This window comes from Microbacterium sp. LS_15 (assembly GCF_041954735.1).
GTDB lineage: Bacteria > Actinomycetota > Actinomycetes > Actinomycetales > Microbacteriaceae > Microbacterium.
The window spans coordinates 408,610-434,921 of sequence record NZ_JAVAYD010000001.1 but is presented as its reverse complement, the minus strand read 5'-3'; the positions used below and the strand labels follow the sequence as shown (position 1 = coordinate 434,921).

General features: G+C 68.6%; 29 protein-coding genes and 4 tRNA genes. 17 read left to right on the top strand and 16 right to left on the bottom strand.

Annotated features, from left to right (window positions below):
- Positions 1–16 precede the first annotated feature (16 nt).
- From RAC69_RS02090 to RAC69_RS02080, 3 genes are read left to right on the top strand one after another with little or no spacing between them, the layout of a single operon-like run.
- The gene (locus RAC69_RS02090) at positions 17–1,639 is read left to right on the top strand and encodes an FAD-binding oxidoreductase (protein WP_375084783.1); all 1,623 of its coding nucleotides are present in this window, start codon (positions 17–19) and stop codon (positions 1,637–1,639) included.
- 1 nt (position 1,640) lies between these two features.
- Entirely contained in the window at positions 1,641–2,561 is a 921-nt protein-coding gene (locus tag RAC69_RS02085; RefSeq protein ID WP_375084782.1) for a diacylglycerol kinase, read from the top strand.
- Entirely contained in the window at positions 2,558–4,201 is a 1,644-nt protein-coding gene (locus tag RAC69_RS02080) for a GMC oxidoreductase (protein WP_375084781.1), read from the top strand. Before RAC69_RS02085 ends, RAC69_RS02080 begins: the two co-directional genes overlap by 4 nt.
- Positions 4,202–4,296: 95 nt before the next feature.
- On the opposite strand, the gene RAC69_RS02075 is transcribed toward RAC69_RS02080, so the two are convergent.
- The 4 genes from RAC69_RS02075 to RAC69_RS02060 form a co-directional block, all read right to left on the bottom strand.
- Positions 4,297–6,456, bottom strand: coding sequence for a 3-hydroxyacyl-CoA dehydrogenase NAD-binding domain-containing protein (locus RAC69_RS02075; protein WP_375084779.1), 2,160 nt, complete (start codon positions 6,454–6,456; stop codon positions 4,297–4,299).
- 6 nt (positions 6,457–6,462) lie between these two features.
- Entirely contained in the window at positions 6,463–7,668 is a 1,206-nt protein-coding gene (locus tag RAC69_RS02070; RefSeq protein WP_375084778.1) for a thiolase family protein, read from the bottom strand.
- Positions 7,669–7,742: 74 nt separating this feature from the next.
- The gene (locus RAC69_RS02065; RefSeq protein WP_375084776.1) at positions 7,743–8,936 is read right to left on the bottom strand and encodes a ribonuclease D; all 1,194 of its coding nucleotides are present in this window, start codon (positions 8,934–8,936) and stop codon (positions 7,743–7,745) included.
- Positions 8,929–9,510, bottom strand: coding sequence for a DUF3000 domain-containing protein (locus RAC69_RS02060; RefSeq protein ID WP_375084775.1), 582 nt, complete (start codon positions 9,508–9,510; stop codon positions 8,929–8,931). The genes RAC69_RS02065 and RAC69_RS02060 overlap by 8 nt, the downstream gene beginning before the upstream one ends.
- Before the next feature lie 25 nt (positions 9,511–9,535).
- Between RAC69_RS02060 and RAC69_RS02055 the strand changes: the two genes are divergently transcribed.
- Complete coding sequence (locus tag RAC69_RS02055) at positions 9,536–10,690, top strand: alpha/beta hydrolase (RefSeq protein ID WP_375084774.1); 1,155 nt, start codon at positions 9,536–9,538, stop codon at positions 10,688–10,690.
- Here RAC69_RS02055 and RAC69_RS02050 read toward each other — a convergent pair.
- A complete protein-coding gene (locus tag RAC69_RS02050) occupies positions 10,674–11,105 on the bottom strand; it encodes a SufE family protein (protein ID WP_341934365.1) in 432 nt (143 codons plus the stop codon). The genes RAC69_RS02055 and RAC69_RS02050 overlap by 17 nt on opposite strands.
- A gap of 18 nt (positions 11,106–11,123) precedes the next feature.
- Positions 11,124–12,017, bottom strand: coding sequence for a sulfurtransferase (locus RAC69_RS02045; protein WP_375084772.1), 894 nt, complete (start codon positions 12,015–12,017; stop codon positions 11,124–11,126).
- A 146-nt stretch (positions 12,018–12,163) separates the two neighbouring features.
- On the opposite strand from RAC69_RS02045, the gene zapE reads away from it, so the two are divergent.
- From zapE to RAC69_RS02030, 3 genes are all read left to right on the top strand, one after another.
- Complete coding sequence (gene zapE, locus RAC69_RS02040; protein ID WP_375085297.1) at positions 12,164–13,216, top strand: cell division protein ZapE; 1,053 nt, start codon at positions 12,164–12,166, stop codon at positions 13,214–13,216.
- Between the two features lie 114 nt (positions 13,217–13,330).
- Entirely contained in the window at positions 13,331–14,569 is a 1,239-nt protein-coding gene (locus tag RAC69_RS02035; protein WP_341934367.1) for an ammonium transporter, read from the top strand.
- 19 nt (positions 14,570–14,588) lie between these two features.
- Entirely contained in the window at positions 14,589–15,167 is a 579-nt protein-coding gene (locus RAC69_RS02030) for a type II toxin-antitoxin system PemK/MazF family toxin (RefSeq protein ID WP_375084771.1), read from the top strand.
- Here RAC69_RS02030 and RAC69_RS02025 read toward each other — a convergent pair.
- Positions 15,146–15,820 carry a Pr6Pr family membrane protein gene (locus tag RAC69_RS02025; protein ID WP_375084770.1) on the bottom strand — a complete coding sequence of 225 codons (675 nt, stop codon included), beginning with the start codon at positions 15,818–15,820 and terminating at the stop codon, positions 15,146–15,148. The two genes, RAC69_RS02030 and RAC69_RS02025, sit on opposite strands and share 22 nt — an antisense overlap.
- A gap of 94 nt (positions 15,821–15,914) precedes the next feature.
- Between RAC69_RS02025 and RAC69_RS02020 the strand changes: the two genes are divergently transcribed.
- Positions 15,915–16,295: an SPW repeat protein gene (locus RAC69_RS02020; protein WP_375084768.1), complete on the top strand. Its 381-nt coding sequence runs from the start codon at positions 15,915–15,917 to the stop codon at positions 16,293–16,295.
- A 52-nt stretch (positions 16,296–16,347) separates the two neighbouring features.
- On the opposite strand, the gene RAC69_RS02015 is transcribed toward RAC69_RS02020, so the two are convergent.
- The 7 genes from RAC69_RS02015 to RAC69_RS01985 form a co-directional block, all read right to left on the bottom strand.
- Positions 16,348–16,770 (bottom strand): GIY-YIG nuclease family protein, encoded by a 423-nt coding sequence (locus RAC69_RS02015; protein ID WP_375084766.1) that lies wholly within the window; start codon positions 16,768–16,770, stop codon positions 16,348–16,350.
- A gap of 155 nt (positions 16,771–16,925) precedes the next feature.
- A complete protein-coding gene (locus tag RAC69_RS02010; protein WP_375084765.1) occupies positions 16,926–17,534 on the bottom strand; it encodes a TMEM175 family protein in 609 nt (202 codons plus the stop codon).
- Positions 17,535–17,629: 95 nt separating this feature from the next.
- Positions 17,630–18,187, bottom strand: coding sequence for a type 1 glutamine amidotransferase domain-containing protein (locus RAC69_RS02005; protein WP_375084764.1), 558 nt, complete (start codon positions 18,185–18,187; stop codon positions 17,630–17,632).
- A 1-nt stretch (position 18,188) separates the two neighbouring features.
- The gene (locus tag RAC69_RS02000; protein ID WP_375084762.1) at positions 18,189–19,349 is read right to left on the bottom strand and encodes a glutathione-independent formaldehyde dehydrogenase; all 1,161 of its coding nucleotides are present in this window, start codon (positions 19,347–19,349) and stop codon (positions 18,189–18,191) included.
- 65 nt (positions 19,350–19,414) lie between these two features.
- Entirely contained in the window at positions 19,415–20,593 is a 1,179-nt protein-coding gene (locus RAC69_RS01995; RefSeq protein WP_375084760.1) for a zinc-dependent alcohol dehydrogenase, read from the bottom strand.
- Positions 20,594–20,613: 20 nt separating this feature from the next.
- Positions 20,614–21,081 (bottom strand): hypothetical protein, encoded by a 468-nt coding sequence (locus RAC69_RS01990; RefSeq protein WP_375084759.1) that lies wholly within the window; start codon positions 21,079–21,081, stop codon positions 20,614–20,616.
- Between the two features lie 243 nt (positions 21,082–21,324).
- Positions 21,325–21,400, bottom strand: a tRNA-Val gene (locus tag RAC69_RS01985).
- A 152-nt stretch (positions 21,401–21,552) separates the two neighbouring features.
- Between RAC69_RS01985 and RAC69_RS01980 the strand changes: the two genes are divergently transcribed.
- The 9 genes from RAC69_RS01980 to RAC69_RS01940 all read left to right on the top strand — a co-directional run bounded on the left by RAC69_RS01980 (position 21,553) and on the right by RAC69_RS01940 (position 24,539).
- Positions 21,553–21,625 (top strand) — tRNA-Gly (locus tag RAC69_RS01980).
- A gap of 53 nt (positions 21,626–21,678) precedes the next feature.
- A tRNA-Cys gene (locus RAC69_RS01975) sits at positions 21,679–21,749 on the top strand.
- 25 nt (positions 21,750–21,774) lie between these two features.
- Positions 21,775–21,846: transfer RNA gene (locus RAC69_RS01970), tRNA-Val, on the top strand.
- Between the two features lie 295 nt (positions 21,847–22,141).
- Entirely contained in the window at positions 22,142–22,480 is a 339-nt protein-coding gene (locus RAC69_RS01965) for an ATP-dependent DNA ligase (protein ID WP_375084757.1), read from the top strand.
- A 53-nt stretch (positions 22,481–22,533) separates the two neighbouring features.
- On the top strand, positions 22,534–22,809 hold the full coding sequence (locus RAC69_RS01960; RefSeq protein WP_375084756.1) for a hypothetical protein: 276 nt from the start codon (positions 22,534–22,536) through the stop codon (positions 22,807–22,809).
- Positions 22,810–23,145: 336 nt separating this feature from the next.
- Positions 23,146–23,484, top strand: a complete 339-nt coding sequence (locus tag RAC69_RS01955; RefSeq protein ID WP_341934372.1) for an ATP-dependent DNA ligase — start codon at positions 23,146–23,148, stop codon at positions 23,482–23,484.
- A gap of 92 nt (positions 23,485–23,576) precedes the next feature.
- Entirely contained in the window at positions 23,577–23,831 is a 255-nt protein-coding gene (locus RAC69_RS01950; RefSeq protein ID WP_375084754.1) for a hypothetical protein, read from the top strand.
- A gap of 4 nt (positions 23,832–23,835) precedes the next feature.
- Positions 23,836–24,090, top strand: a complete 255-nt coding sequence (locus RAC69_RS01945) for a hypothetical protein (protein ID WP_375084753.1) — start codon at positions 23,836–23,838, stop codon at positions 24,088–24,090.
- Positions 24,087–24,539, top strand: coding sequence for a BLUF domain-containing protein (locus RAC69_RS01940; RefSeq protein ID WP_375084751.1), 453 nt, complete (start codon positions 24,087–24,089; stop codon positions 24,537–24,539). The genes RAC69_RS01945 and RAC69_RS01940 overlap by 4 nt, the downstream gene beginning before the upstream one ends.
- 78 nt (positions 24,540–24,617) lie before the next feature.
- Here RAC69_RS01940 and RAC69_RS01935 read toward each other — a convergent pair whose 3' ends face one another.
- Together RAC69_RS01935 and RAC69_RS01930 are read right to left on the bottom strand one after the other, a co-directional pair.
- The gene (locus tag RAC69_RS01935) at positions 24,618–25,667 is read right to left on the bottom strand and encodes a 2,3-butanediol dehydrogenase (RefSeq protein ID WP_375084749.1); all 1,050 of its coding nucleotides are present in this window, start codon (positions 25,665–25,667) and stop codon (positions 24,618–24,620) included.
- Positions 25,668–25,690: 23 nt separating this feature from the next.
- Positions 25,691–26,242 (bottom strand): helix-turn-helix domain-containing protein, encoded by a 552-nt coding sequence (locus RAC69_RS01930; protein WP_375084746.1) that lies wholly within the window; start codon positions 26,240–26,242, stop codon positions 25,691–25,693.
- Positions 26,243–26,312 lie beyond the last annotated feature (70 nt).

Below are 26,312 nucleotides of genomic sequence, written 5' to 3'. Positions count from 1 at the left end.
TGTCACACTGTAACGCATGACTCACGGGAGCGGCAGAGCAGCCGAGGTCGCGGAGATGCGATGGAACGGCTGGGGAGACCCGGCGAAGGCCAGGGACCTGCCACTCGCCGTCCGCTCGCTCCTCCCGCTGTTGCTCGGACGCATTCGCAGACCCGAGACCCCTGTCTCCCTCGACGACGTCGACCTCGCGCCCTCCGCCCTGGAGCCCGCGGATGTCGCGGCCCTGGCGGCGGTCGTCGGTGCCGACCACGTCTCGACCGACCATGATGCACGAGTGCGGCACTCCGCCGGGCGCTCGACCCCCGATCTCCTGCGCCTCCGCCAACGCCGCCAACCCGCGCCGGACGGTGTGGTGCGCCCTCGCACCCACGAAGAGGTCGCCGCGTGCCTGCAGGTGGCCGTCGACCGCGACATCGCCGTGATCCCGTTCGGCGGCGGCACCAGCGTCGTCGGCGCCCTGGAACCGGAGCGCGGCGCGCACCGCGCCGTCGTCAGCCTGGACCTGCGTCGCCTCTCCGGGGTCGTGCACGTCGACGAGGTGAGCGCAGAAGCCGTCATCGCAGCGGGCACGACCGGGCCGGATGCCGAGGCCCAGCTCGCCGTCCACGGGTACGAGCTCGGCCACTACCCGCAGAGCTTCCGCTACGCGACGATCGGCGGGTTCGCGGCGGCCCGGTCCTCTGGTCAGAACTCCGCGGGCAACGGGCGCTTCGACACCATGGTCACCGGCATCCGCGTCGCGACGCCGACGGGTGATCTCGCGCTCGGCAGGTCGCCGGGCTCCGCCGCGGGGCCCGATCTGATCCGCATGTTCCTGGGGTCAGAAGGTGCCTTCGGCGTGATCACCGAGGTTCGCGCGCGCGTGCATCCGATCCCGCGCGAGCGCGTGCTCGAGTCGTGGACCTTCCCCGACTTCGCCAGCGGCGCCGACGGGCTGCGTCGTGTCGCGCAGGGCGGCGGAGGCGCCACGGTCATCCGCCTGTCCGACGAGTCAGAGACCGCCGTGAGCCTCGCGCAGGTCGGTCGGATCGGCAAGGCGCTCGCGAAAGGGGCGAGCGTCGTCACCGTGTACGAGGGCGACGGGATCGCCGAGCGCCGGGCGAGGGTGAGCGAACTGCTGCGGGCAGCGGGCGGGACATCGGGGGGAGAGAGTGCCTCCGAGGAGTGGCTGTCGGGGCGTTTCGACGGTCCGTATCTGCGCGACTCGCTGCTCGACGCAGGGGTGTTCTGCGAGACCCTCGAGACGGCGACCACCTGGTCGAACCTCCCGGCACTCAAGACCGCCGTCGAGAGCGCACTGCGGGACGGGTTCGCCGCGTCCGGTGCGCGGTCGTACGTCATGTGCCACGTGTCGCACCTATACCCGACCGGCGCTTCGCTGTACTTCACGGTTCTCGCCGGTATCCGCGCCGATCCGCTCGGCGTCTGGTCGCGAGTCAAGGCGACGGTGAACGACGTGATCGTCGCGACCGGGGGAACGATCAGTCACCACCACGCCGTCGGCCGGGACCACGCGCCGTGGCTCGAGAGCGAGATCGGCACGACGGGCGTGCGGATCCTCCGAGCGATCAAGCGCGAGCTCGATCCCGCCGGTGTCCTCAACCCCGGGGCGCTGATCCCCACCGAGCGGGGAGACTGACATGGCGAGCCACGTCGCCGTACTGAGCAACCCTTTCGCAGGCAAGGGAACGGGCCGCGGCGCCACGGACGCCGCCGTCGGCCGATTGCGCGAACGCGGCAGCGAGGTCCGGGTGTACGCGGGGGAGACGGCCACCGGCGCGAGAGAGCTCGCGAGGACCGCCCTCGCCGCCGGGCCGGACGTGCTCATCGTCGTCGGCGGGGACGGCACGCTCTCCGGCATCATCGATGACCTGATCGCCGCGGACGTCCCCGTCGCGCTCGTTCCCGCCGGTACGGGCAACGATCTCGCGCGGGCACTCGACCTGCCGCTCCACGATCCGATCGCTGCGGCCGACCTCGCGCTCGACGGCGTCGTGCGCGCGATCGATGTGGGGGAGGTGCGCTCCGGACCGAGGGTCGCGGCGTTCCTGACCATCGCGGCTCTCGGGTTCGACGCGAAGGTCAGCGAGCGGACCAACAGGCTGCGGTGGCCGCACGGCGCCCTGCGCTACTATCTCGCGCTCGTGATCGAGCTCGTGCGTCTGCGACCGCTGCCGTTCTCGGTCGCGGTCGACGGCGGTGCGACGGTAGAGCGTCCGGGCACGCTCGTCGCGGTCGGGAACACGTCGAGTTACGGCGGCGGAATGCCGGTGTGCCTCGGTGCCGACCCGACGGACGGGATGCTCGACCTCGTCGAAGTCGCACCGCTCGGTCGTCTGCGACTGCTCCGGCTCTTCCCGTCTCTCCTGCGCGGAACGCACCTCGGACGCACCGAGGTCAGGCAGCGCCGCGTGCGATCGGTCGTCGTCCGCGCTCCCGGCCTCGTCGTCTACGCCGACGGAGAGCGACTCGGCGAGGACGAGTGCACGATCACCGTGCGTCGGCGGGCTCTGGCGCTCGTGGTGCCGGACGGGAACGACGACCAAGGGGACGGGCGATGACGACCGCATCCGCGTTCGACGAGGACGTGGTGATCGTCGGGTCGGGCTTCGGCGGCTCCGTCGCGGCGCTCCGTCTCGCCGAGAAGGGATACCGGGTCCGCGTGTACGAGGCGGGGCGGCGGTTCGAGGACGACGACTTCGCGAAGACCAACTGGGACGTCCGACGGTACCTCTGGGCACCGCGGTTGGGATGCTTCGGCGTGCAGCGCATCCACCGACTGCCGCACGTCATGATCCTCGCCGGAGCCGGAGTGGGCGGCGGTTCGCTGAACTACGCCAATACGCTGTACCAACCCGGCACCGCGTTCTTCACGGACCGGCAGTGGCGGGATCTGCGCGATTGGGAGCACGAACTCGCGCCGCACTACGCCACGGCGAAGCGGATGCTCGGAGTGGTCGACCAGTACCCGCACACCGGCCCCGTCGAGCGGATCATGTCGGGCGCGGCGGACGATCTCGGGGTCGCCGACACGTTCCGTCGCGCCCCGGTCGGCGTATGGTTCGGCAAGCCGGGGGAGCGGGTCGCCGACCCGTACTTCGGCGGCGAGGGTCCGGACCGCACCGGATGCACGCTCTGCGGCAATTGCATGGTCGGATGCCGTGTCGGCGCGAAGAACACCCTGATGAAGAACTACCTCCCGCTCGCCGAGCGCCGTGGTGCGGTCATCGAGCCGCTGCGGACGGTGACCGAGGTCCGTGCACTCGCGGGTGGAGGCTTCGCCGTCACGACCCGGCGCAGCGGATCGTGGCTCGCGCGCGGGCGACGGACGATCCGCGCCCGTCAGGTCGTTCTCGCGGCCGGGACCTGGGGCACCCAGCAGCTCCTGCACCGGATGAGGGCGAGCGGGGCGCTGCCCTCGATCTCGGATGCTGTCGGCAGGCTGACCCGCACGAACTCCGAGGCGCTCGACGGCGCGGTCGCGACGCACGTGCCGGAGCGGCTGCAGCTCGCGCGGGGCATCGCGATCACCTCGTCGTTCCATGTCGACGAGCGCACGCACGTCGAGAACGTCCGCTACGGTCCGGGGTCGAATCTCATGGGCGCCCTCGCCTCGATCATGGTCCCCGGCGACGCGTCACTCGGGCGACGGCTCGGTCTGCTCGTTCGACGTGCGCTGCGCGCTCCGGTGCGTCAGATCCGCCTGGGTTCGCTGCGCCGATGGAGCGAGCGCGGGATCATCGCGCTCGTGATGCAGACGGCGGACAACTCGCTCACCCTGTCGCTGCGGCGCCGCTTCGGACGCTCCGTGCTCACCAGCGCGCAGGGTCACGGCGAGCCCAACCCGAGCCACCTGCCCCAGGCGCACCGCGCGGCCGAGGCCATCGCGCGACGCGTGCAGCAGGAGGGCGGCGTCACCACGGAGGCGCGCGGATCCTGGCCGGAGGTCTTCGGCGTCCCGTTGACCGCGCACTTCCTCGGGGGTGCCGTCATCTCGGAGTCGCCGGCCTCCGGCGTGATCGACGAGTTCCATCGCGTGTGGGGGCACCCCGACCTGTACGTCGTCGACGGAGCCGCCGTCCCGGCGAATCCCGGGGTGAACCCCTCGCTCACGATCACCGCGCTCGCGGAGCGAGCCCTCTCCTACTGGCCACGCGTCGGAGAGGTGGACGAGCGGCCGGCGCAGCGATCCGCGACGTGAGACGCGCTCGGTCCCGCTGCGTTCGCCCGACTGTTCGCGGCCGACACGAAAGCCCCACCCGACGTCGTCCGTCGGGTGGGGCTTCCGCTGCTGACTCAGCGGCTCTCGATGCCGCGGATCTGCGGCGAGTGGAACGATCCTCCGAAGGCGCGCTCCGAGGCTCCCTCCCGGTCGAGATACGGAGACGCTCCGCCGTCGATGAACGGCCAGCCGGCACCGAGGATGAGGCACAGGTCGATGTCCTCGACCTCGGGCACCACGCCCTCGTCCAGCATGAGCTTGATCTCGCTCGCGAGTCCGTCCTGCACACGCTGGAGGATCGTCGCGGCCGACGCGGGGCTCGAGCCCACCGCCGGCTTGAGGATCTTCTCGGCCTGCTTGGTCCAGCCGGTCACGCGGCCGCCCTTGTCCTTCTCGACGACCGTGTCCAGTTCGGCGAGAGCGTGGAAGTTCTCGTGCGCATAGAAGCGGTCGGGGAACGCGTGTGCCATGGTGTCCTGCACGTGCGCGGCGACCTTCCAGCCGACCAGATCGATGAGCTGGAACGGCCCCATCGGGAGTCCCAGCGGCGCGAAAGCCTTCTCGACGTCGGTGAGCGGCGTGCCCTCGTAGACGGCCCTGGCCGCTTCGCCCATGACCTTGGCCAGGAGGCGGTTGACGACGAACCCGGGAGCATCGGCGGTCAGCACCGCGTTCTTGCCGAGGTTCTTCGCGACGACGAAGGCGGTCGAGAGCGCTGCCTCCGAGGTCGTGGGCGTCTTCACGATCTCGATCAGCGGCATCACCGCGACCGGGTTGAAGAAGTGGAAGCCGACCAGACGCTCCGGGTGTGCGAGCTTCGCGCCGATCTCCTCCACCGACAGCGACGAGGTGTTGGTCGCGAGGATCGCATCCTCGGCGATGATCTTCTCGATCTCGCCGAACACCTGCTGCTTGACGGCGACCTCCTCGAACACCGCCTCGATGACGAAATCGCAGTCCGCGTACAGGCTCTTGTCGGTGGTGCCGGTGACGAGCGCGCGCAGCTTGTTGGCCGTGTCGGAGTCGAGACGCCCCTTCGCCTCGAGCTTGCCGATCTCCTCGTGGATGTAGGCGACGCCCTTGTCGACGCGCGCCTGGTCGAGATCGGTGATGAGGACGGGCACCTGCAGCTTGCGCACGAAGAGCAGGGCGAACTGGCTGGCCATCAGCCCGGCGCCGATGATGCCGACCTTCGCGACCTTCTTCGCGAGCGCCTTGTCGGGCGCGCCGACAGGACGCTTCGCGCGCTTCTGCACGAGGTCGAACGCGTACATGGATGCTGCGAACTGATCGCCGGTGACGAGCTCGGCGAGCGCTTCGTCCTCCCGCGCGAAGCCTTCCGCCTTCGAGCCGCTCTTCGCCTTGTCGAGCAGATCGAGAGCCGCGTACGGCGACTTCGGGACCGTGCCGATCTTGGACTCGAGCATGCCGCGAGCCATCTTGATCGCGATCGGCCACTTGGTGAGCCGCTCGATCTTGCCCGGTTCGTTCTTGCGCTCGACCTTCTTGCCACCGAGCACGGCGTCCGCCCAGACCAGCGAGTTCTCGAGGTAGTTCGCCGCGGGGAAGATCGCATCGACGATGCCGAGATCGAACGCCTGCTGCGGCTTGAGCATGCGGTTCTGCTTGAGAGGGTTCGAGATGACGACCTCGAGCGCGTTCTCGATGCCGATGAGGTTCGGCAGCAGGTAGGCGCCGCCCCAGCCGGGGATGATGCCGAGGAAGACCTCGGGCAGCGCGATCGCGGCAGCCGAGGCGTCGACCGTGCGATAGGTCGAGTTCAACGCGATCTCGAGACCGCCGCCGAGGGCAAGGCCGTTCACGAAGGCGAACGACGGCACGCCCAGCTCACCGAGCTTGCCCAGGACCTTGTGGCCGAGCTGCGCGATCAGGCGGGCGTTGTCGCGAGAGCCGACCTTGCTGATGTCGGACAGATCGGCACCGGCCGCCAGGATGTACTGTTTACCGGTGATGCCGACCGCCTGGATCTCGCCGGCTGCGGCGCGCGCCGTCAGACGGTCGAGGGTCTCGCCGAGCTGAGTCAGGGTCGCGGGACCGAGGGTGTTCGGCCGCGTGTGGTCGCGGCCGTTGTCGAGCGTGATGAGCGCCAGCACCTTGCCCGAGGGGAGGCGGATGTCGCGAACCGGCGACTGGGTGATCACCTCGCCCTCGGTGAGGGCCTGGATGGGGGAGAAGTCGATCTTCGCGTACTGGTCGGAAATCGAAGTGGCCATCGGGGGTTACTTCCTCTTCTTGCCGTCGTAGTGCGGGTTCTCCCAGATGACCGAGCCGCCCTGGCCCAGCCCGACGCACATGGCGGTCAGGCCGTAGCGCACGTCCGGGCGCTCGGCGAACTGCGCCGCGAGCTGGATCATCAGGCGGACTCCGGATGCCGCGAGCGGGTGCCCGAGGGCGATCGCGCCACCCCACTGGTTCACGCGCGGGTCGTCGTCGGCGATGCCGAAGTGGTCGAGCAGGGAGATGACCTGGATCGCGAACGCCTCGTTGAGCTCGAACAGGCCGATGTCGTCGATCGTGAGTCCGGCCTTCTTCAGCGCCTTCTCGGTCGAGGGGATCGGGCCGATGCCCATGATCTCCGGCTGGACGCCGGCGAACGCGAACGACACCATGCGCATCTTCGGGGCGAGGCCGAGCTCCTTGACGGCGCCGCCGCCGGCGAGCAGTGACATCGTCGCGCCGTCGGTGAGGGGCGAGGACGTTCCCGCCGTGACACGGCCGTGCGGACGGAACGGCGTCTTGAGGCCGGCGAGATCCTCCATCGTGGTCTGGGGGCGACGGCCCTCGTCCTCGGTGGCGAGGCCCCAGGCACCGTCGGCGTCCTTGATGGCGACAGGCACGAGGTCGGGCTGGATCTTGCCGGCGTCGTAGGCGGCCTGCACCTTGTGCTGGCTCAGCATGCCGAAGCGGTCGGAGCGCTCCTTGGTGAGGTGCGGGAAGCGGTCGAAGATGCGTTCCGCCGTGACACCCATGTTGAGCGCGCCGGGGTCGACCATCTTCTCCGCGACGAAGCGCGGGTTCGGGTCGGCGTTGCCGCCGATCGGGTGGTGGCCCATGTGCTCGACGCCGCCCGCGAGTGCGAGGTCGTACATGCCGACACCGATCGACGCACCCATCGTGGTGACGCTCGTCATGGCGCCGGCGCACATGCGCTCGACGGCGAGGCCGGGCACGGTCTGCGGGAGTCCGGCGAGGATCGCGACCGAACGGCCGAGGGTGAGGCCCTGATCGCCGGTCTGACTCGTCGCGGCGATCGCGACGTCGTCGATGCGGTCGGCGGGGACGGCCGCGTTGCGCTCCATCAGACCGATCGTCGCCTTCACAGCGAGGTCGTCTGCGCGGGTGTTCCAGTACATGCCCTTTTCGCCGGCGCGCCCGAAGGGGGTGCGCACTCCATCGACGAAGAAGACGTCCGAGATCTCGGCCACTCTGCCTCCAAGTTTTGTGCGGTGGCCTCAGTCTATGAACGGCCGGAAACCGGGAGGAATCGGTTGGGTCGAACCTACGAAGCCGGTGTGGACGCCTCGTCGGACGATTGACCGGCATCTACAAAGGCGGCGGCGATCTTCTGTGCGGTCTGTGCAATCTGCCACGGACGCGCCCCGAGATTCTCGAGCGCTGCCGCGACGTCATCCGTCGTGGTCCCCGGCAGATCCCAGGAGATGCGTCGGAGGTAGTCGGGGGTGAGCAGGTTCTCCGTGGGCATCGAGAGCTCCTCGGCCACAGCCTCTACGACGGGTCGCGCGGCCTTGAGGCGCGCGTCGGCCTCGGGGTTGCGGTCCGCCCACGCGCGGGGCGGCGGCAGGGCGTCGCTCGGCACGCGCTCGCGCGGCAGCACCTCGGTCGAGCGCCCGTCGACCATGGCCTGCCACCAGCGGTCCAGCTGCGTGCGGCTCGCGCGCCCCTGGAAGTCCTTGATGCCCGCGAGGGCCTGCTTGCTCTGCGGATTCGCGAGCACCGCGGCGATCAGCGAGCGGTCGGGCACCAGGCGTCCGGGGGAGACGTCCTGCTCCTGGGCATAGGCCTCGCGGGCCTGCCAGAGCGCTTTCGCCACCGCGAGGTTGCGTGCGCCGCGAACCTGATGCAGACCGCTGAGCCGGCGCCAGGGGTCTTCGCGCGGCGGCTTCGGACGTCGTGACAGGGTCGCGGCGAACTCCTCCTCGGCGAACGTCGTCTTTCCCTGCTCATCGAGCTGACGCTGCAGCTCTTCCCGGACGTCGATGAGATGCAGCACGTCGAGCGCGGCGTACTCGAGCCACGCGGCGGGCAGCGGCCTGGTCGACCAATCGGCGGCCGAGTGCTCCTTCTTGAGCGTGATCCCGAGCGTGCTCTCCACGACGGCAGCCAGTCCGACGCGCTCGTGGCCGAGCAGCCGCGCCGCCAGCTCCGTGTCGAAGATCGACGGCGGTTCGAGGTGGAGTTCTCGCAGGGAGGGGAGATCCTGGCTCGCGGCGTGGAACACCCATTCGACATCGCCGATCGCCGACTGCAGCGGGGCGAAATCGCCGAGCGCCGGCGGGTCGAACAGGAAGACGCCTGCACCGCGACGGAACACCTGCACGAGGTAGGCGCGCTGCGAGTACCGGAAGCCGGAGGCCCGCTCGACATCGACGGCGACAGGTCCCTCGCCCGCCGCGAGCGCGGCACAGGCCGCGTGGAACTCCGAGATATCGGAGATCACGGAGTATTCAGTCACGTGCTGCCTTTCGAGCGCCGATCACGGCGATGCCCTCGGAACCCGGCGGAAGACCCGCCAGCATTCCGACCAGTTCGGCCCATGCTTCGACGTGGGGTCGGAACGGGCCATCGGGTGTCCAGGACGCCCTCAATTCTATCTGCGCTCCGTCGCCCTCCTCCGCCAGGCCGCCGAACCCCTTCGAGAGGGTCTTCGTCGACGTTCCTGATGCCGAGTGGGAGACGGCTCCCCGCGAGTCGAGCGCGTCGACCAGCCACGACCACGTCACATCGGCGAGAAGGGGGTCGGTGCCGATCTCCGTCTCGAGCGGTGCCTGGGCGAAGATCACGATCCTCCAGCTGCCGCCCCAGGCGCCCGGTGCCTCGGGATCGTGGAGCAGGACGAACCGGCCGCTGCCGTAGACGGATTCGCCGTCGTCGCCGGGGCGGACGTCTGCGGCGAGCGCGACGGCGTACGGCGCGAGGCCCTGTGGCGTGGCGATCTCACGGACGGTGATGTCGCTGCGGAACGCCGTCTCGCGCAGCTCGGCCACGGCGGCGTCGAAGATCGTCCCGGCATCGGGGTGTGCGGTCACGGTGACAGGCTAGAGTCAGGAGGCGATGAAGAGTCTCAGGCACGCCGTTGCGCTCCTTGTCCCTGCACTGGTCGCTCTGGGAGCGGCAGCGACGCTGCTCGTCCTCAGCGTGGCGCGACGCGTCGTCATGCCGGGGAAGCGCCCGGCCGATGCCGAGATCATCTCGGTCGACACCGGCGCGCAGACGATCGAGCTCGTGCGGACACCCGACACGGAGCTGCCCGGCCGATACGGTCTGTTCACGTCGGGAACCGAGGGATACGTCAAGCTCGGCGCCGTGCTGAGCGCTGACGCGACGACCGTGCGCCGCAAGCTGTTGACGAAGGTCGAGCCAGGGGCGCGCCTGGACCGCCAGGCGGGTTTCAGCGGCTGGTACTACTCGACGCCGAGCGAGCTGCATCTGCGCTGGGAGAACGTGCTGATCGGCTCACCGGCCGGACCGTGCCCTGCATGGTTCTTCCCGGCCGAGTCATCGACCTGGGTGATCCAGGTCCACGGCCGCGGCGTCACCCGCGCGGAGTGCCTCCGCGCAGTGCCGGTGCTGCACGCCGAGGGCTTCCCGAACCTCGTGGTGTCGTACCGCAACGACGGCGAGGCCCCCCGCAGCCGCAGCGGTGCCTACGCTCTCGGCGCGTCGGAGTGGCGGGATGTGGATGCGGCGGTGTCCTATGCGCTCCGTCACGGCGCCGAGCGGGTGATCCTGATGGGATGGTCGATGGGCGGGGCCGTCGCTCTGCAGGCCGCGGTGAACTCGGGCAACCGCGACCGCATCGCCGGTCTGATCCTCGAGTCGCCCGTCGTCGACTGGCGCACTGTCCTGCGCTTCCAGGCCAGGGAGATCGGCCTGCGCGCGCCGATCCCGGACCTGGCGATGAGCGCACTCTCGGTGCCGCTGACCGCTCGACTCAGCGGTGCGGAGGACGCGATCCCGTTCGACCGGCTCGACATGGTCGCGCGCGCGGAGGAACTCGCGGTCCCCATCCTCATCCTGCACAGCGACGACGACGGGTTCGTCCCCGCAGACGCGTCTCATGCACTGCAGGAGGCCAGGCCCGACCTCGTGACGATGCCGCCGTTCTCGGGCGCCAGGCACACCAAGCTCTGGAACTACGACCAGGCGGGGTGGAGCGATGCCATCACCGAGTGGATGCGTGTCCAGGGATTCAGCGCTTCTGCCTGACCTGCTTCTTCGCGCGCATGAGCATCCCGGTCATCCCTCCGATCCGGAGAGGTGACACCGCCTTCGTGAGCCCGATCGACTGGGGGTAGTCGTCGGGGATGGCGAGGACCTCGTCGGCGCTGAGACCGGTGATCCCCTGCACGAGGATGCTGGCGAAACCGCGTGTGGTCGGAGCCTCGGGCGGTGCCGTGGCGTGCATCGTCACCACGTCGTCGTGCACCTCGACGTAGATGTACACCGGCGACTGGCACTCCGCGACGCGCTCGCACATCTCGGGGTGGTTCGCGACCTCCTCCGACACCTCCGGCAGCTCGTCGGCGTACTCCAGCAGGAGCAGCAGGCGATCGGCCTCGGGGGTCTCGAGGAAGCCGTCGCGGATCTCGGCGAGGACGTCAGGAACTTCGCTCGTGCTCATCCCTGTCATTCTCACACGTCAGACGGTGCCGGGCTCCGAACCGGTGACGATCGGCACGCGCACGGCGCTGCCCCATTCCGTCCAGGATCCGTCGTAGTTGCGGACGTCGTCGAAGCCGAGCAGGTGCTTCAGCACGAACCAGGTGTGGCTCGACCGCTCGCCGATACGGCAGTACGCCACGACCTCGTCGCCGTCGTTCAAACCCGCGCCGTCGCGGTAGATCGCGTCGAGCTCGGCCCGGGACTTGAAGCCGCCGTCCTCGGCGACCGCCTTCGCCCACGGAACGCTCTGCGCGGTGGGGATGTGTCCAGCCCGCAGCGTGCCCTCCTCGGGGTACGCGGGCGCGGTGGTGCGCTCCCCGCTGTACTCCTCGGGGGAGCGGACGTCGATCAGCGGCTTGCCGATGTGCGCCAGGACGTCCTCCTTATAGGCGCGGATGCCGGAGTCGTCGCGCTCGACGACCGGGTACTCCGTCGGCGTGATGGTCGGGGTCTCGCGCGTGATCTCACGGCCCTCGGCGATCCAGCGATCACGGCCCCCGTCGAGCAGGCGGACGTCCTCGTGGCCGAAGAGCGAGAAGACCCAGAGCGCGTACGCAGCCCACCAGTTGTTCTTGTCCCCGTAGATGACGACAGTGTCGTCTCGCGAGATCCCCTTGCGGCTCAGCAGCGCGGCGAATCCCTCGCCGTCGACGTAGTCGCGCACGACCGGGTCGTTGAGCTCGGTGTGCCAGTCGACCTTCACCGCGCCGGGGATGTGGCCGGTCTCGTAGAGCAGCACATCCTCGTCTGACTCGACGACGACCAGACCGGGCGTGCCGAGGTGCTCGGCGAGCCACTCGGTGGTCACGAGACGGCCTGGCTCGGCGTACTCGGCGAACTTGGACGATGACGTGTCGAACTCGATGGCCACAGGGATCTCCTCAGTCGGTGAGCGGCGATGGGACGGGTGGTGACGGCGTAATGTGGAGCCGACACTTCGACGATAGATCCACGCCGTGCACTCCGGACCCGATTCGTAAGACTTCGACACAGGTGAGCACCCGATCCAGGACCGTGATGACCGACACGCCCACCCGCACGGGCCTCGTGCACCTCATCGACCGCGAACCGACCGTCACCGGCCCCGAGATGCTCGCGAGCCTCGTGCCGCCGCCTCAGTTCGACGGCGCCACCTTCGACAGCTACCAGGCCGACCCCGAGTACCCGTCGCAGGAGGAGGCGAAGGAGACGCTGATCCGATTCGCAGGCCGCGGGGGCGGACCGGTCAAACGCGGTGGACTGTTCAGCCGGGCGAAGAAGGAGCCCGAGATGAAGCCGGGCGTCTATCTCGACGGCGGCTTCGGCGTCGGCAAGACCCACCTGCTCGCGTCGATCTACCATGCGATGCCCGCGCGTCGGAAGTACTTCGGGTCGTTCATCGAGTACACCGCGCTCGTCGGGGCGCTCGGGTACAAGAACACGGTCGACCTGCTCAAGGGCTCCGATCTGCTGTGCATCGACGAGTTCGAGCTCGACGACCCGGGCGACACGATGGTCATGACCCGGCTTCTCGGCGAACTGGTCCCGACCGGGACGCGTCTGGCGGCCACGTCGAACACCCCGCCGAATGCACTGGGCGAAGGCCGGTTCGCCGCGCAGGACTTCCTCCGCGAGATCCACGCGATGGCCGACAGCTTCCAGACGCTCCGCATCGACGGCGTGGACTTCCGTCAGCGTGCGCTCGACGGCCACGCGGTCGTCAGCGATGCCGGAGAGTATGCGGTCGCGGTGGAGGCAGGCGCCGCCGGCGGCACGGCATCCGACGACTCCTTCGACGACGTGATCCGCCACCTCGCGCGCGTGCACCCGTCGCGCTACATCCGACTCATCACCGGCCTCGACCTCGTCGGGCTGCGTGACGTGCGCGTTCTCACCGACCAGTCCGAGGCCCTCCGCTTCGTGGCGTTCGTGGACCGGGTCTACGACGCGCAGATCCCGATCGTCGCGACGGGGGTCAGCCTCGACGGCGTCTTCTCCGGCGAGATGCTGGGCGGCGGGTACCGCAAGAAATACCTCAGGGCGGTGTCGCGACTCAATGCCCTCACACACGCGGATCGCAGCAGCACGTAACGCGATGTTCACATAGCGGGTCCTCCTGTAACGTCCCTGCAACACACCTCGCTCATTCCTGAAATCGGGCCTCGTCACACTGAAGCTCTCAGTCACCCGAATGTGAGGTTCTTCATGGATGCTCCAGGCAACATCTCCTGGGCGATCACCGCGACCGCCCTCGTCCTGCTCATGACGCCCGGCGTCGCCTTCTTCTATGGCGGCCTCGTCAAAGCGAAGAGCGTCGTCAGCATGATGATGATGAGCTTCGGCTCCATCGGCCTCGTCGCGGTGCTCTGGATCCTCTTCGGCTTCTCGATGAGTGCGGTCGACAACCCGATGGCGTTCGCGGGAAACCCCTTCGCCGACTTCGGCCTGTCGAGCCTCGCCTCGGGTGAGGGCTCCAACGTCGCCCTGCTCGGAGTCGCCTACGGTGCGACCTTCGCGATCATCACGGTCGCCCTCATCTCCGGCGCCATCGCCGACCGTGCCAAGTTCGGCAGCTGGCTGATCTTCGCCGGCGTGTTCGCGACCGTCGGGTACTTCCCGGTCGCCGCGTGGGTCTGGGGCGGCGGCTGGATCATGAACCTCGGCACCACCCTGTTCGGCGAGGACAGCGGCATCGGCGTCATCGACTACGCGGGCGGCACGGCCGTGCACATCAACGCGGGCGCCGCGGCGCTCGCCCTCGCGCTGGTCCTCGGCAAGCGCATCGGCTTCCAGAAGGGCATCCTCAAGCCGCACAACGTGCCGCTGACCCTGCTCGGCGCCGCGCTGCTGTGGTTCGGCTGGTTCGGCTTCAACGCCGGAGCCGAGTGGCTCGCGGAGGACATGGGTGGCGTCGGCCTCATCGGACTCAACACCCTCGGCGCCACGGCAGCCGCCATCCTCGGTTGGATCCTGGTCGAGAAGATCAAGGACGGCAAGCCGACCTCCGTCGGAGCGGCGTCAGGAGCCGTCGCCGGTCTCGTGGCGATCACCCCGGCCTGCGCGAACCTGACCCCGGGCTGGGCACTGCTGCTCGGAGCCGTCGCCGGTGTCGTCTGCGCCCTGGCCATCGAGCTCAAGTTCCGCCTCGGCTTCGACGACTCGCTCGATGTGGTCGGCATCCACCTCGTCGGCGGTCTCATCGGAACCATCTACCTCGGCTTCTTCGCGACCGACACCGGCCTCTTCGTCGGCGGCGACGCCCGCCAGCTCGCGGTGCAGGTCATCGCCGCGGCCGGTGTGCTGATCTACTCCTTCGTCGTCGCTTTCATCATCGGCTTCGCGATCCAGAAGACGATCGGCTTCCGCGTCACCAACGAGGACGAGATCGCCGGTGTCGACCAGGTCGTCCACGGCGAGGAGGGCTACGCGCTCGCAGACGCCTGAGCTGTCATAGGGTGACCGTGTGGGCAACGGCAACGGCATCCTGAACGCACTCTCGCAGATCTTGATCCGCGCACTCGGATCGAACAGGGCCTCTCGGACGAATCGTCCGGGAGGCCCTGTCGCGCGCGTGCGGCGGTCCTCCGAGACGGAGCGGGCGCGCAGTGCAGGTCGAGGGACGGATGCCGCGGGCACCGACACGGTGCGGATCGATCCTGATCGCATCGACGACCTGCGGATCGGCTATGCGCCCGACCGTGACGGCGCTCCGGACGCCGGCGAGATCATCTGGACGTGGGTGCCCTACGAGGAGAACGACGGGCGCGGCAAGGACCGTCCCCTCCTGGTCATCGGCCGTCAGTCGGCGCATCGGGTGTTCGCGGTGCGGATGACCAGCCGTCCGCACGACGGCGACCGGGATTACCTCTCGATCGGCGCGGGGGAGTGGGACTCGCAGCGTCGTGAGTCCTGGGTCGACATCGAGCAGCTGTACAGCGTGCACGAGACGGGGCTGCGTCGAGAGGCGGCAGTGCTCGATCGGGCGCGGTACGGCCGGGTGGCGGCCGCGCTGTCGCGTCGTTACCGGTGGGCGGCCGGGTGACGCTGCGCTGTTCGTCGACCGCCCCGCGTGCCGCGGGGATATGACAGTCGCACGCGACTGAGCAGCCACACCACGGCTCCCGCCGAGAGCAACGTGACGAGGAGCCCGGCGATGTGCACGAGAAGCGAGGGCAGCCCCCGCTCCGGGAGCAGGAAGCCGTAGGGGACCCAGCCGTCCGTCACGCCGCGCACCAGCACCACGACGAGCCACAGCAGGGGATAGGGGAGGACGAGCCACAGCCGTCGCCAGGGCAGGCTCGGCCGGTCGTCGATCAGCGTCCAGTCCAGGACGAGCAGAACCGGGAGGACCGTGTGCAGGATCAGGCTCACCCACGCGGGAGCCGACCCCGTGCCCGGCACGAGGAGGTTGTAGACGAGACCGACGACGATCATGCACGCGACGGCGGCACCGCGGGCTGTGGACAGCCACGCGGGTGCGCTGCGGCCCCGGAGGACGGTCAGGGCGACGGCGATCAGGATCGCTGACGTGATCAGCGTCGTCAGGTTCGTGAAGTACCCGAAGTAGTCGAAGGGATTGGCTCCGCTGCGGGGGATGCCGATCACGTAGGTCCAGCCGAGGAGCGCTATCGCCCCCGCGCCGACCGAGAGGCGCAGGGCGGCGATCGTGCGGATCGCAGAGCGGGTCGACGTCATCCGATCAGGGTACGAGGAATCCTCTCCAATCCGTTTCGCGGCGGGTGGCGAACCATCAGTGAGCCGCAGGAAGCGGCGCCACCAAGGAGGAATCATGCGTTTCATCCCCACCAAGGTCCACGGAATCCTCGACTACGTCGTCGGCGTGGCGCTCATCGCGGCACCATGGCTGTTCGGCTTCGCGAGCCTGGGCGGCCCCGCAGTCATCATCCCGATCGTGCTCGGCGTCGGCCTGATCGTCTACAGCCTGTTCACGAAGTACGAATGGGGCCCCTTCGGCTTCATCCCGATGCCGGTCCACCTCGTCTTCGACATCGTCGCCAGCCTCTTCCTGGCCCTGTCGCCCTGGATCTTCGGATTCGCGAACCAGGCGCCCAACGTGTGGCTCCCGCACGTGGTGGTCGGCGCCGCCGTCATCGTCGTGGTGCTGTTCTCGCAGCCGCAGCCCGCGAAGGTCAAGGCCGCACGCGCCTGACCTCCAGAGACCGAGGGCTCGCAGGGACGATCGGTCCGTTCCCTGCGGGCCCTCATCTGCGCGTGGCGGACGCCACCCACCGCGCGTACAGCTGCCAGGGGTCGCGTGTCGTGCGCAGCGCGGTGATGTGGTGCTCGAGCTCCGCGGTGAACGTGAACCACTCGCCGCCCTCGCGGATCGCGGCGAACTCGCGGTGCCTGGCCTGCTCGATCGCGCGACCACCCGGTTCGAAGGCGAGCAGTTCGTCGTGTCGGATCGCGGAGAGTCGCTGACGCGGTCGTCGACTGGTCCCTATCTTCACCCGCCTGTCATAGCGCAGGTAGTAGACGACCTCGACCACGACGGGCGGCAGATCGGCGTCCGGAGCGTCGCCGTACCGCCACCCGCACCACGCGCAGACGAGGTCGCCGTCGACGCGTTCGGCGTCGATGCGACCGCAGAGTGCGCACGCGCTGGGGAGTGACCGTCTCGGCATCGTGCGAGCGTAACCGCCGGAACCGACATCGGGCCGGCCGGGGCGGACACGCACGTCGTTTCGCGTCCGACAGGCGGGACTGGTCGGGGGTGACTCCGGACGACACGACTCTCGCCCCCCTCCCTTACGGCGCGCGGCCGCGCGGCCAGCAGGAGTCAGGGCCGGGACGTCGGACGTGCCTCGTGATCGCGCCCGTGGCTGGTGAGCCCGTAGAAGACGGGGAGGATCAGGAAGACGGCCGATGCGATCAGCGGGTGCACGAGGACTCCGACGGCGCCGGCGACGAGGTACAGCACGATGCCCACCAGGGCGCGCGGCCTCTCGTACGCGAAGTAGGAATCGTCCACCTCCTCCCGTGTGAGCTCCGGATGCCGCGCCAGGTAGTGGAAGAACACGAGCCACGACGAGCAGAGCAGCGCTCCGACGAGCGAGTACAGGGCCACGGCGACCCGCTCGTCGGTCAGGTTCCCCGACCGCGCGGTCTCGGCGATGACCGCTGTGGGCCAGGGCACCAGAGCGAGCGTCGCGAGAATCCCGAGGTTGGCCCACTGCAGGCCACGATCCATCTCGCGGATGCGCGTGAAGGCCGCCTTGTGGTTGAGCCAGATGACAGCGAGGTACACGTACGAACCGGCGTAGGCCAGGTACGTCGGCCACTCCGAGAGGAGCGCCGGGAGCAGCTCACCCGGTTCCGCGTCCGGCGGGCGCAGGTCGAGGACGAGGAGGGTGATGACGATCGCGATGATCGCGTCGCTGAATCCCACCGCCCGACTCGGGTCGGTGCGACTGAGACGTCGCGGGGGTCGATGAGACCCGCGGTCACCGCTCATCGCTCACCCTCCTCGTCCGTCGAGGTCACTCAGCCGCGGACCGATCCGCCGGCGAACTCCCGCACGATCCGTTCGCAGAACGCGGGGAGGTCGTCCGGCGAGCGGCTCGTCGTGATGGTCCCGTCCGTCACGACCTCCTCGTCCACGACCTCCGCGCCCGCGTTGCGCAGGTCGGTCCGGACGCTCGGCCACGACGTGAGTCGGCGGCCTCGCACCCGATCGGCCTCGAGCAGGGTCCACGGTCCGTGGCAGATCGAGGCCACCGGCTTCCCCGAGTCGACGAAATCACGCACGAACGCGACGGCCGCGGCATCCATCCTCAGCTTGTCGGGATTCACGGTCCCGCCAGGGAGGAGAAGCGCGTCGAACTCGTCCGGTGTCGCGTCGCCCACCGCACGGTCGACGGTGAACTCGCCGGCATCCTGCAGATCGTTGTCGCGTGCGGCGATCGTGCCCGTCCCGATCGACAGGACGACCGTGGTCGCGCCCGCGTCGTCGAGTGCCTGCCTCGGTTGCTCGAGCTCGACTCTCTCCACTCCGTCGGCGGCGAGGATCGCCACGCGTCGGCCGTCGAGTGCGCCGGCCATGTCAGGACTCCTTCGCTGCGAGGTCGGGGTGGAGAACGACCTTCGTCCACCCGTCGTCACGGTTGTCGAAGTGCTCGTACGCGCCGGGAGCCTCTTCGAGGGAGAGCTCGTGGCTGACGATACGGGACGGTGTCGCCGTGCCCGCGGCGATGAGATCGCGTAACGGACGGTTGTACCGCTTCACCGGACACTGCCCGCTGCCGAGCTTCTGCCCGCGGAACCAGAACTCGCCGAAATCGAAGGCGATCTTGCCCTGCTTCGCCAACTCGTCCTCGGCGCCGGGATCCTGCGGGACGAAGACTCCGACGACGCCGATCTCGCCCGTGAACCGCACCGACTTGACCAGACGGTTCAGCGTCAGCGTCGGATCCTCGTCTCCCGCGGGATCGTGCGCCTGATAGCCGACGCACTCGCAGCCGTTGTCCGCGCCCAGCCCCATCGTCATGTCCAGAACGGCTTCGACGGGATCGACCGCCGAGTCGTCGATCGGAATCGCTCCGATCTCCTCGATCATGCGCAGCCGGTCGGGGTGCCTGTCGACGACCATGACCTTGCCTGCACCCTTCAGGATGGCGGAGTACGCGGCCATGAAGCCGACCGGACCTGCGCCGTAGATGACGGTCTGGTCGCCCGGTCGCACGTTCGCGAGCTCCGTGGCGTGGTAGCCGGTCGGGAAGATGTCGGCGAGCATGACGTAGTCGTTCTGCTTCTCCCTGGCGTCTTCGCCCAGCCGCAGACAGTTGAAATCGCCCCACGGGACGCGCAACAGCTCCGCCTGGCCGCCGGCCCACGGTCCCATGTCCGCGAATCCGTACGCGGCGCCCGCCCACTCGGGCACGGGCTGGGCCGTCAGACAGTAGTTCGTGAAGCCCCGCTCGCAGTTCTTGCAATGCCCGCAGGCGACGTTGAACGGGAGAGCGACGTAGTCACCCACCTTCACTTTGTCGACGGCATCGCCGACCTCGATGACCTCGCCGAGGTTCTCATGACCGAACCACCTCCCGGTCTCGAAGCTCGTCCTGCCTTCGTACATGTGCAGATCGGACCCGCAGATGTTCGTCGTGGTGATCCGGACGAGGACGTCCGTGGGGCGTTCGATCCGGGCGTCCGGCACGTCGGTGACGGTGACGGAGCGCGGACCTTCGTAGACGACTGCTCTCATTTTCTCTGTTCCTTTCGGTACGGGAGGATGTCGGAGAGTTCAGAGGAGATCGGCGCGGCGCGGCATCACCTCTCTCCGGCGGCTGCGGTCTCGTCGGCCCCTGGCCGGAAGACGGCGCGGACGCATCCGTCCGTCTTGTCCTTGAACATGTCGTAACCCCGGGGCGCGTCCTCGAGCGGCATCACGTGCGTTGCGAGGTGCTCGGTCGTCAGCTCGTCCTTCGCCATCCGCTCCAGCAGCATCGGGATGTAACGGTGACCGTGCTGCTGTGCCGAGCGGAGGGTGAGCCCCTTGTTCATGAGAGGGCCCAGGGGGAACTTGTCGACGAATCCGCCGAACACGCCGAGGACGAACACGCTGCCGCCCTTGCGAGCCGCGAAGATCGCCTCTCGCACAGCGGTGGGCCGATCGGTCTGCAGGCGCAGCTGCTGCTTGACCTGGTCGTAGGCGAAATCGACGCGGTCGCTGTGCGCCTCCATCCCCACTGCCTCGATGCACACGTCGGGTCCGCGGCCGCCCGTGAGCTCACGCAGCTCGGCGGTGACCTCGCTGGTCTCGTAGTTCATCGTCTCGGCCCCGATCACCTGCTCGACCTGGTTCAGTCGCTCCTGGAAACGGTCGATGACGATCACCCGCTCGGCGCCGAGGAGTAGGGATGCGCGCGCAGCCATCTGCCCGACGCCTCCCGCGCCCCACACGGCGACGGTGTCGCCGGGGCTGACTCCGCCCAAGGCGGCCCCCATCCATCCCGTGGGTGCGGCGTCGGAGGCGAACAGAGCCCTCTCGTCGCTCACTCCCTCGGGGACAGGGAACGCACCCTGATCGGCGTAGGGAACGCGGATGTACTCCGCATGACTGCCCGCCCAGCCTCCGAGTGCGTGCGAGTATCCATAGCAGCCGCCCGGTGCCTGGCCCCAGAGCATCTCCGGGATCCCGGCGTTCGGGTTGCCGTTGTCGCAGAGCGAGTACAGCTCGTGGCGGCAGTACCAGCACTTCCCGCAGCTGATGAAGGAGCAGACGACCACCCGATCGCCGATCCGGTGCTTGGTGACGGCTGAGCCCGTCTCGACCACTTCGCCGATGAACTCGTGGCCCAGGACGTCGCCCGCACGCATGGTCGGAACGTAGCCGCCGAGGAGATGCAGGTCGGAGCCGCACGACGTCGTGAGGATCACCCGGACGATGATGTCCTGATCGTTGAGGATGCTCGGATCGTCGACGCTCTCCACCTCGAGCTTGTTCACACCGGTCCAGCACAGCGCCCTCACAGCACACCCCCGTCCTTGGCTTCGGCCTCCGCCTTGTCGACGACGGCGCCGAAGACCGTGGCGGTTCGGTGGCCGTGCGGTCGGGGAGTGCTGCGAAGGATCTCGCCCGTCTCGACCAACTGCTTCGCGTCGCGGAGGGCGGCTCGCAGTGATTGCTCCGGATCCTCGTCGCCGAAGACCGCGGCCACGTCCGCATCGCCACGGACGCGTGCGTGCACCTCGAAGCCCTTGTCGGCGGGCGCCGGGCTGGTTCTGATCTCGAGGGCGCCCGCGAGCCGTTGCAACGGCTCCGGGTAGGCGCCGTTGCCGAACGACTCCGCGTCGCCGAGGACGCTCACCGCCTTCCATCCCTCCGGATGACGGCCGTCGCCAGCCGAATCCTGCTTGTCTCGGACGAGTTTTCGCGCGACGAGCCCTGCGGCGACACCGGCGATGGCCACGGAGACCGCTGTCTTCACACTCATTTCCGCTCCCTGCTGTCAGGGGGTGGAAAGGTCAGGATCCACCCTCGGTCGGACCCCGCAATCGTCCGCAGCCGCTCATCGATCGACTGAGGGCCTTCACAGATCGGGAAAGCGGGAGGACAATGCGAGGTCCCGTCGAGGAGACGGGACGGTGGGATGCCGACGGCCAACGCCGTCTGGTCCCTGCGCACCCCCCTGTGGAACGGAAGAAGCCCCGCCGGCCGGGGCCGCGGGGCTTCTGTGTGGTGGGCGATACCGGACTCGAACCGATGACCTCTTCCGTGTGAAGGAAGCGCGCTACCAACTGCGCCAATCGCCCATACCCGAGGGGTACGTCAACCGATACTACCCGACGCTCACGGCGCCCGACGACCACTCCGGGGGACACGCGCGAGAATCGACACGGGTTTGGAGACCGGCCGATCATCGGCTAATGTTTCATAAGTGCCCGGGACAACAACCGGGAACAACGCGGATGTAGCGCAGTTGGTAGCGCACAACCTTGCCAAGGTTGGGGTCGCGAGTTCGAGTCTCGTCATCCGCTCAAGTGCAGGGGCCTTCTTCGGAGGGCCTTCCGCACGTGGGGTCAATCCACACGGTGGCGTGGCCGAGCGGCTAGGCACCGGCCTGCAAAGCCGTTTACACGGGTTCGAATCCCGTCGCCACCTCTCAGAAACTGAATAGCCCACACGGGCGCGATTGGCGCAGCGGTAGCGCGCTTCCCTGACACGGAAGAGGTCACTGGTTCGATCCCAGTATCGCGCACACTGAAACCCCCGGTTCTCCGGGGGTTTTTTCGTGTCGTCGTCGCCTCGGGCGGTATCCGGCGCGACGAACTGCCCGAGGGGGAAGGGCAGCGGCGTCTGCTTCTCCTGAGGGTGACGAGCCCCTGCATGCGGTCACGAGCCCCTGCATGCAGTGACGAGCCCCTGTGCCGTCGCTGGAGCTGGCACGCGCCCCGGGTATGTGGGATGGTGTGTTCATCCCCATCGAGCGATCATCGAGGTCGCGCCTCTCGCACAGGTTTCCTTGGAGAAGCCGAACAGAGGAAGCACCAGTCATGGGTACGTTCATCTACCAGGGCGGTCCGAAGGTCGTCATCGGCGATCGTGCACTCCTGCACCTGCAGCTCGTCATCACGGCGAAGCTCCGGCGCGGCGAGCCGTTTCCCTTGTCGTGGCGAGAGGACGGAAGCGTGGGCGGAGGCAGCACCACGGTGTGGATCCATCCGGGTTCTTCACTGGTGTTCAAGTACGTCGAGAAGAGGGATCCGACGATCAGCCGGGTCTGGGTGGACGCGCTCGCCTTTACGGCGAACACGCCGACGGGCCTCTATCTGCTTCCCGAGCCGTCCAACCTCACTGCGCTGGACCAGAACTCCGACGATGCATTGCAGTGACCGATTTGGCAACCCCCTCTGCGCGGGAGGGCGGTAGCCGTACATTCGTTCGCATGGGGCCGCGGACACAGGATCAGACCGAGATCTTGATAGACGGCCTGAGCTTCGTCCTCGCGGCCAGCGTGGACCTCGACGCGGTACAGCGGGAGGTGGAGCGTGCCATCGAGACTCCCGGTCAGTTCGTGCGATTCACTGCGGCCGGGAACCGTCGCGTGCGTGTCCTCATCACCCCGACGAGCCGAGTGACCTTCGTCACGGAGGACGTCGCGGTGTCGAGCTCGGACCCCGTGATGAGCCGAAACGATGAGGGCGACTGGGACTTCCTCTAGGCCGCTGCGCCGCCGCGCCGCACGATGCCGCCCATAGCGCACCGAGCCGTGCGACAGCAACCCCGATGACGCGCCCGCCCCAGGGGAGTAGCAAGGTCGTACAACCTCCGGTCCGCCGAGTTCCGGGCCGGAGTTCGGGCCGGTGGAGTCCCCAGCGAAGCCGGCAGGTGCCCCGCATGGTTCCCCAGACCGTCGGGGCACCCCCTGAGATGAATCCTCTTCGCGGCGATAGCTGAACTCGGTCGAACATGTGCGATGCTTGTCCTCACCACCGAGTGATCACCGCGATCGCGCCTGGCATGACAGGTTCCCGTGGCTGACGAGGATCGCAACATCGTGGGACGTCTCATTTACGAGGGTGACGAGAAGGTCGACATCGAGGACCGGGCGCTCACCCACCTGCAGCTGGTCATGACGGCGAAGCTCCGGCGCGGCGAACCTTTCGCCTTCAGCTGGGCGAACGAGTCGAGTCTGGGCGGAGGCCGCATCACCGTGTGGGTGCACGCCGGCAGCGCGCTCGCCTTCAAGTACTTCGGCAGCAGACAGCCCTCGATCAATCGCGCGTGGATCGACGCCCTCGCTGTCACCGCGAACAGTCCCGGCGGGCTCCGTCTGGTGCCCGAGCCGGCCGAGACGCCGCTTCAGGGCGGTCTGGAAGTCGCCGAAGCGTCATAGCTCTACCCCGCGCTCGGGCATCCTGCAAGCCCCTCTCATCGAACGCCGTTCCCGTCCTACGGTGGCTGGGCAAGGATGGGGAGGTATGGCACATGAAGCTGACGCACGTCGAGATCGACGGTCGGGACTTCGTCCTCAGCGGCGAGCGCGATCTCGTCGACGTGATGTCACAGATCGAAGCGGCGGCAGCGTCGCCTCCCGCTTTCGTCGACCTCTCCGATGGTGACGATCTGGTGAGCGTGCTCATCCATTCGACGTCCCGCGTGGTGGTCTCCGTGGAGACGGACCAGCGTTCGCCGGCCGAGTACGAGCCGCTGTCGTACCCGAACAATGAATGGGATTGGTGAACGGATGACCGCGTCGTCCTCGGACGTCCTCTGGGCGTGCGTCGAAGAGGGCTTCCATGTGGGCAGCCGTGGCGGAGACTTCCTCGGTTACGTGGATCGGCAGGCGAGCGGTGGGTTCCGCGCCTTCGACGCGCGATCCGAGCAGCTGGGAGACTTCGACAGTCTCTCGGCGGCGACCGCCGCGGTCGTCGCACGCGCCGAACGGCTCGACCTCGACGGCATGCTGGCAGGCGACGATCTGCAGGGAACTGTTTCGTGACCGGGGAGATCGGCGTGCTGTCGCTCGTCTACACCAGCAGTGCGTCGCAGCCGTTCCGTGAGACCGCGCTCGAGCAGCTGCTGACCGAGTGCCGTCGCAACAACGCGGCGGCGGATGTCACGGGAATGCTGCTCTATCGCGGCGGCCGGTTCATCCAGGTGCTGGAGGGCGTCGCCGACACCGTGCGGGGGCTGGCCGAGCGCATCCGACGGGATCCCCGTCACCACGACATGCGCGTGCTGCTCGAGGAACGCGTGTCGCAGCGGCGCTTCTCTGACTGGACCATGGGGTATCGCGCGCTGCGAGGAGGCGAGGACGCGGCGCCGGAGGGGTATCGTGACTCGTTCGCGGACCTCGACGCCGACTCCGACGAGGACACTGCTCGTCGCGCTCTGGCAGAGCTCACGCTCTGGTTCCGGGTGCGCAGCGCGGCATCCGTCGACGCCTGAGTCGCCGCACACACGAGAAGGGCCGGACGATCATCCCGGCCCTTCTCTCGCGCATCAGAGTATCCGCGCGTCACCCGTTCAGTCCGCCTGAACGAGGATCTTCGCGCCTGCGCCGCCACGGAGCGCGCGGATGGCGTCGACGACCCCCTCGAGCGGAACCTCCTGCACCCAGCCGGTCGTGTCGTACGCGCCCTGGGACATCGCCTCGATGACGGCGTCGAAGTCCTCGGGCAGGTACGCGAGCGCGCCGGAGATCTCGGTCTCGGCCATCACGAGCTGCGTCGGCAGGAACTCCATCGGGCGCTCGTGGATCGCGACAACCACCACTCGTCCGCCCGGTACGAGACTCGCGAGTGACGAGGTCACGGCGGGGCCGGCCCCCGCGGCATCGAACGCCACGTCCACGCCGTTGCCGCCGGTGAGCTCTGCCACAGCCTGAGCCAGATCCCCGTTCACGGGGTCGACGACGGTCGCGCCGAGAGCGGAGATGATCGCGCGGCGGTCGGCGCTCGGCTCGGAGACCAGCACCTTCTGCACGCCTTGCGCCTTGAGCGCGAACCAGACGCCGATGCCGATGGGACCCGCGCCGGCGATCAGGGCGCTGCCGCCCTCCGCAACACGACTACGGGACACGGCGTGCCACGCGACGGACATCGGCTCGACGAGAGCGCCCATCCGCAGGTCGACGTTCTCGGGGAGCACATGCAGCTTCGCGGCGTCGACGGTCGTGAACTCCGCCATGCCGCCGCCGTGCGAGCTGAGCCCGTGGAAGCCGATCTTCTGGCAGGCGTTGAACATGCCGCGACGGCAGGCCGTGCAGTCTCCGCAGTAGTAGATCGGCCAGACGGCCACGCGATCTCCGACTGCCACGTCCGTCACGCCCTCGCCGAGCTCGACGACGGTGCCGGAGAACTCGTGGCCGAGGATCTGGGGGAGGGTCGAGCCGGTGACGGGATGCGGGTGGTCGAAGTCCAGTCCGGCTGCCTCGGGCGTGTAGTAGACGTGCAGGTCGGACCCGCAGATCCCCGCGAACGCGTTGCGCAGCTTCACCTGCCCCGGCCCGGGGGTGGGCTCGGGGACGTCCTCGACGCGGAGGTCCTCCTTGGCGTGGAACAGTGCGGCCTTCATCCTTCTCTCCATTCCGGTGGCCGTCAGCGCAGCCACCACTCCGGTGACGCCGCGAGGATGAGCCTCACGGCACGGTCGATGTCGTCGTCTCCCGATCGCAGCCACTCCTCGATCGCGCCGACCGTGCCCGAGGCGGCGTAGGCCACGGCGATCGCCAACGCCGCCGCGTCGTGCGCGAGGACGTCGGGGACGATCTCGGGGTGGAGTTCGACCCACAGCAGCAGTCCGGCGCGGATCGAGCGGTCGAGGTTGTCGCGCACGGGAGCGGCGAGGAGCGGATGCATGGCGCCGCGGTATAGGCGAGAGCGCCGCTGCACATGCTCGAGGAGCGCTCGCTCGCCGTCGCCGATCTCATCGGTGCGCGGGAGCACCTCCATCGCCTCGGCGATCTCGGCGGCGAGCGCATCGGCGAGCAGTGCGACCGCGCTCTCGAAGTGGCGGTAGAACGTGTCCCTCGTCACGCCGGCCTCGGCGCACACGGCGGCGACCGTGACGTCGCCGATCGGCATCCGCTCACCGAGCACCAGGACCGCCGCGCGGAGAACGTCTCTCGTGCGTCGCGCTCGTGCATCCACGCGGCCAGCCTATCTGACGAGTGTCAGATAAATACCGCCGACCGTGGATTCCTCTGCGACAGCGGCCAAA

Coding starts and splice junctions, on each gene's coding strand:
- RAC69_RS01990 (WP_375084759.1), bottom strand. CDS start 21,081: ATGAGTGTGAAGACAGCGGTCTCCGTGGCCATCGCCGGTGTCGCCGCA.
- RAC69_RS02075 (WP_375084779.1), bottom strand. CDS start 6,456: ATGGCCACTTCGATTTCCGACCAGTACGCGAAGATCGACTTCTCCCCC.
- RAC69_RS02055 (WP_375084774.1), top strand. CDS start 9,536: ATGAAGAGTCTCAGGCACGCCGTTGCGCTCCTTGTCCCTGCACTGGTC.
- RAC69_RS02090 (WP_375084783.1), top strand. CDS start 17: ATGACTCACGGGAGCGGCAGAGCAGCCGAGGTCGCGGAGATGCGATGG.
- RAC69_RS02080 (WP_375084781.1), top strand. CDS start 2,558: ATGACGACCGCATCCGCGTTCGACGAGGACGTGGTGATCGTCGGGTCG.
- RAC69_RS02005 (WP_375084764.1), bottom strand. CDS start 18,187: ATGGCCGGCGCACTCGACGGCCGACGCGTGGCGATCCTCGCCGCCGAC.
- RAC69_RS02050 (WP_341934365.1), bottom strand. CDS start 11,105: ATGAGCACGAGCGAAGTTCCTGACGTCCTCGCCGAGATCCGCGACGGC.
- RAC69_RS02015 (WP_375084766.1), bottom strand. CDS start 16,770: ATGCCGAGACGGTCACTCCCCAGCGCGTGCGCACTCTGCGGTCGCATC.
- RAC69_RS02020 (WP_375084768.1), top strand. CDS start 15,915: ATGCGTTTCATCCCCACCAAGGTCCACGGAATCCTCGACTACGTCGTC.
- RAC69_RS02025 (WP_375084770.1), bottom strand. CDS start 15,820: ATGACGTCGACCCGCTCTGCGATCCGCACGATCGCCGCCCTGCGCCTC.
- RAC69_RS01935 (WP_375084749.1), bottom strand. CDS start 25,667: ATGAAGGCCGCACTGTTCCACGCCAAGGAGGACCTCCGCGTCGAGGAC.
- RAC69_RS02000 (WP_375084762.1), bottom strand. CDS start 19,349: ATGAGAGCAGTCGTCTACGAAGGTCCGCGCTCCGTCACCGTCACCGAC.
- RAC69_RS01950 (WP_375084754.1), top strand. CDS start 23,577: ATGAAGCTGACGCACGTCGAGATCGACGGTCGGGACTTCGTCCTCAGC.
- RAC69_RS01945 (WP_375084753.1), top strand. CDS start 23,836: ATGACCGCGTCGTCCTCGGACGTCCTCTGGGCGTGCGTCGAAGAGGGC.
- RAC69_RS02035 (WP_341934367.1), top strand. CDS start 13,331: ATGGATGCTCCAGGCAACATCTCCTGGGCGATCACCGCGACCGCCCTC.
- RAC69_RS01960 (WP_375084756.1), top strand. CDS start 22,534: ATGGGGCCGCGGACACAGGATCAGACCGAGATCTTGATAGACGGCCTG.
- RAC69_RS02085 (WP_375084782.1), top strand. CDS start 1,641: ATGGCGAGCCACGTCGCCGTACTGAGCAACCCTTTCGCAGGCAAGGGA.
- zapE (WP_375085297.1), top strand. CDS start 12,164: ATGACCGACACGCCCACCCGCACGGGCCTCGTGCACCTCATCGACCGC.
- RAC69_RS01965 (WP_375084757.1), top strand. CDS start 22,142: ATGGGTACGTTCATCTACCAGGGCGGTCCGAAGGTCGTCATCGGCGAT.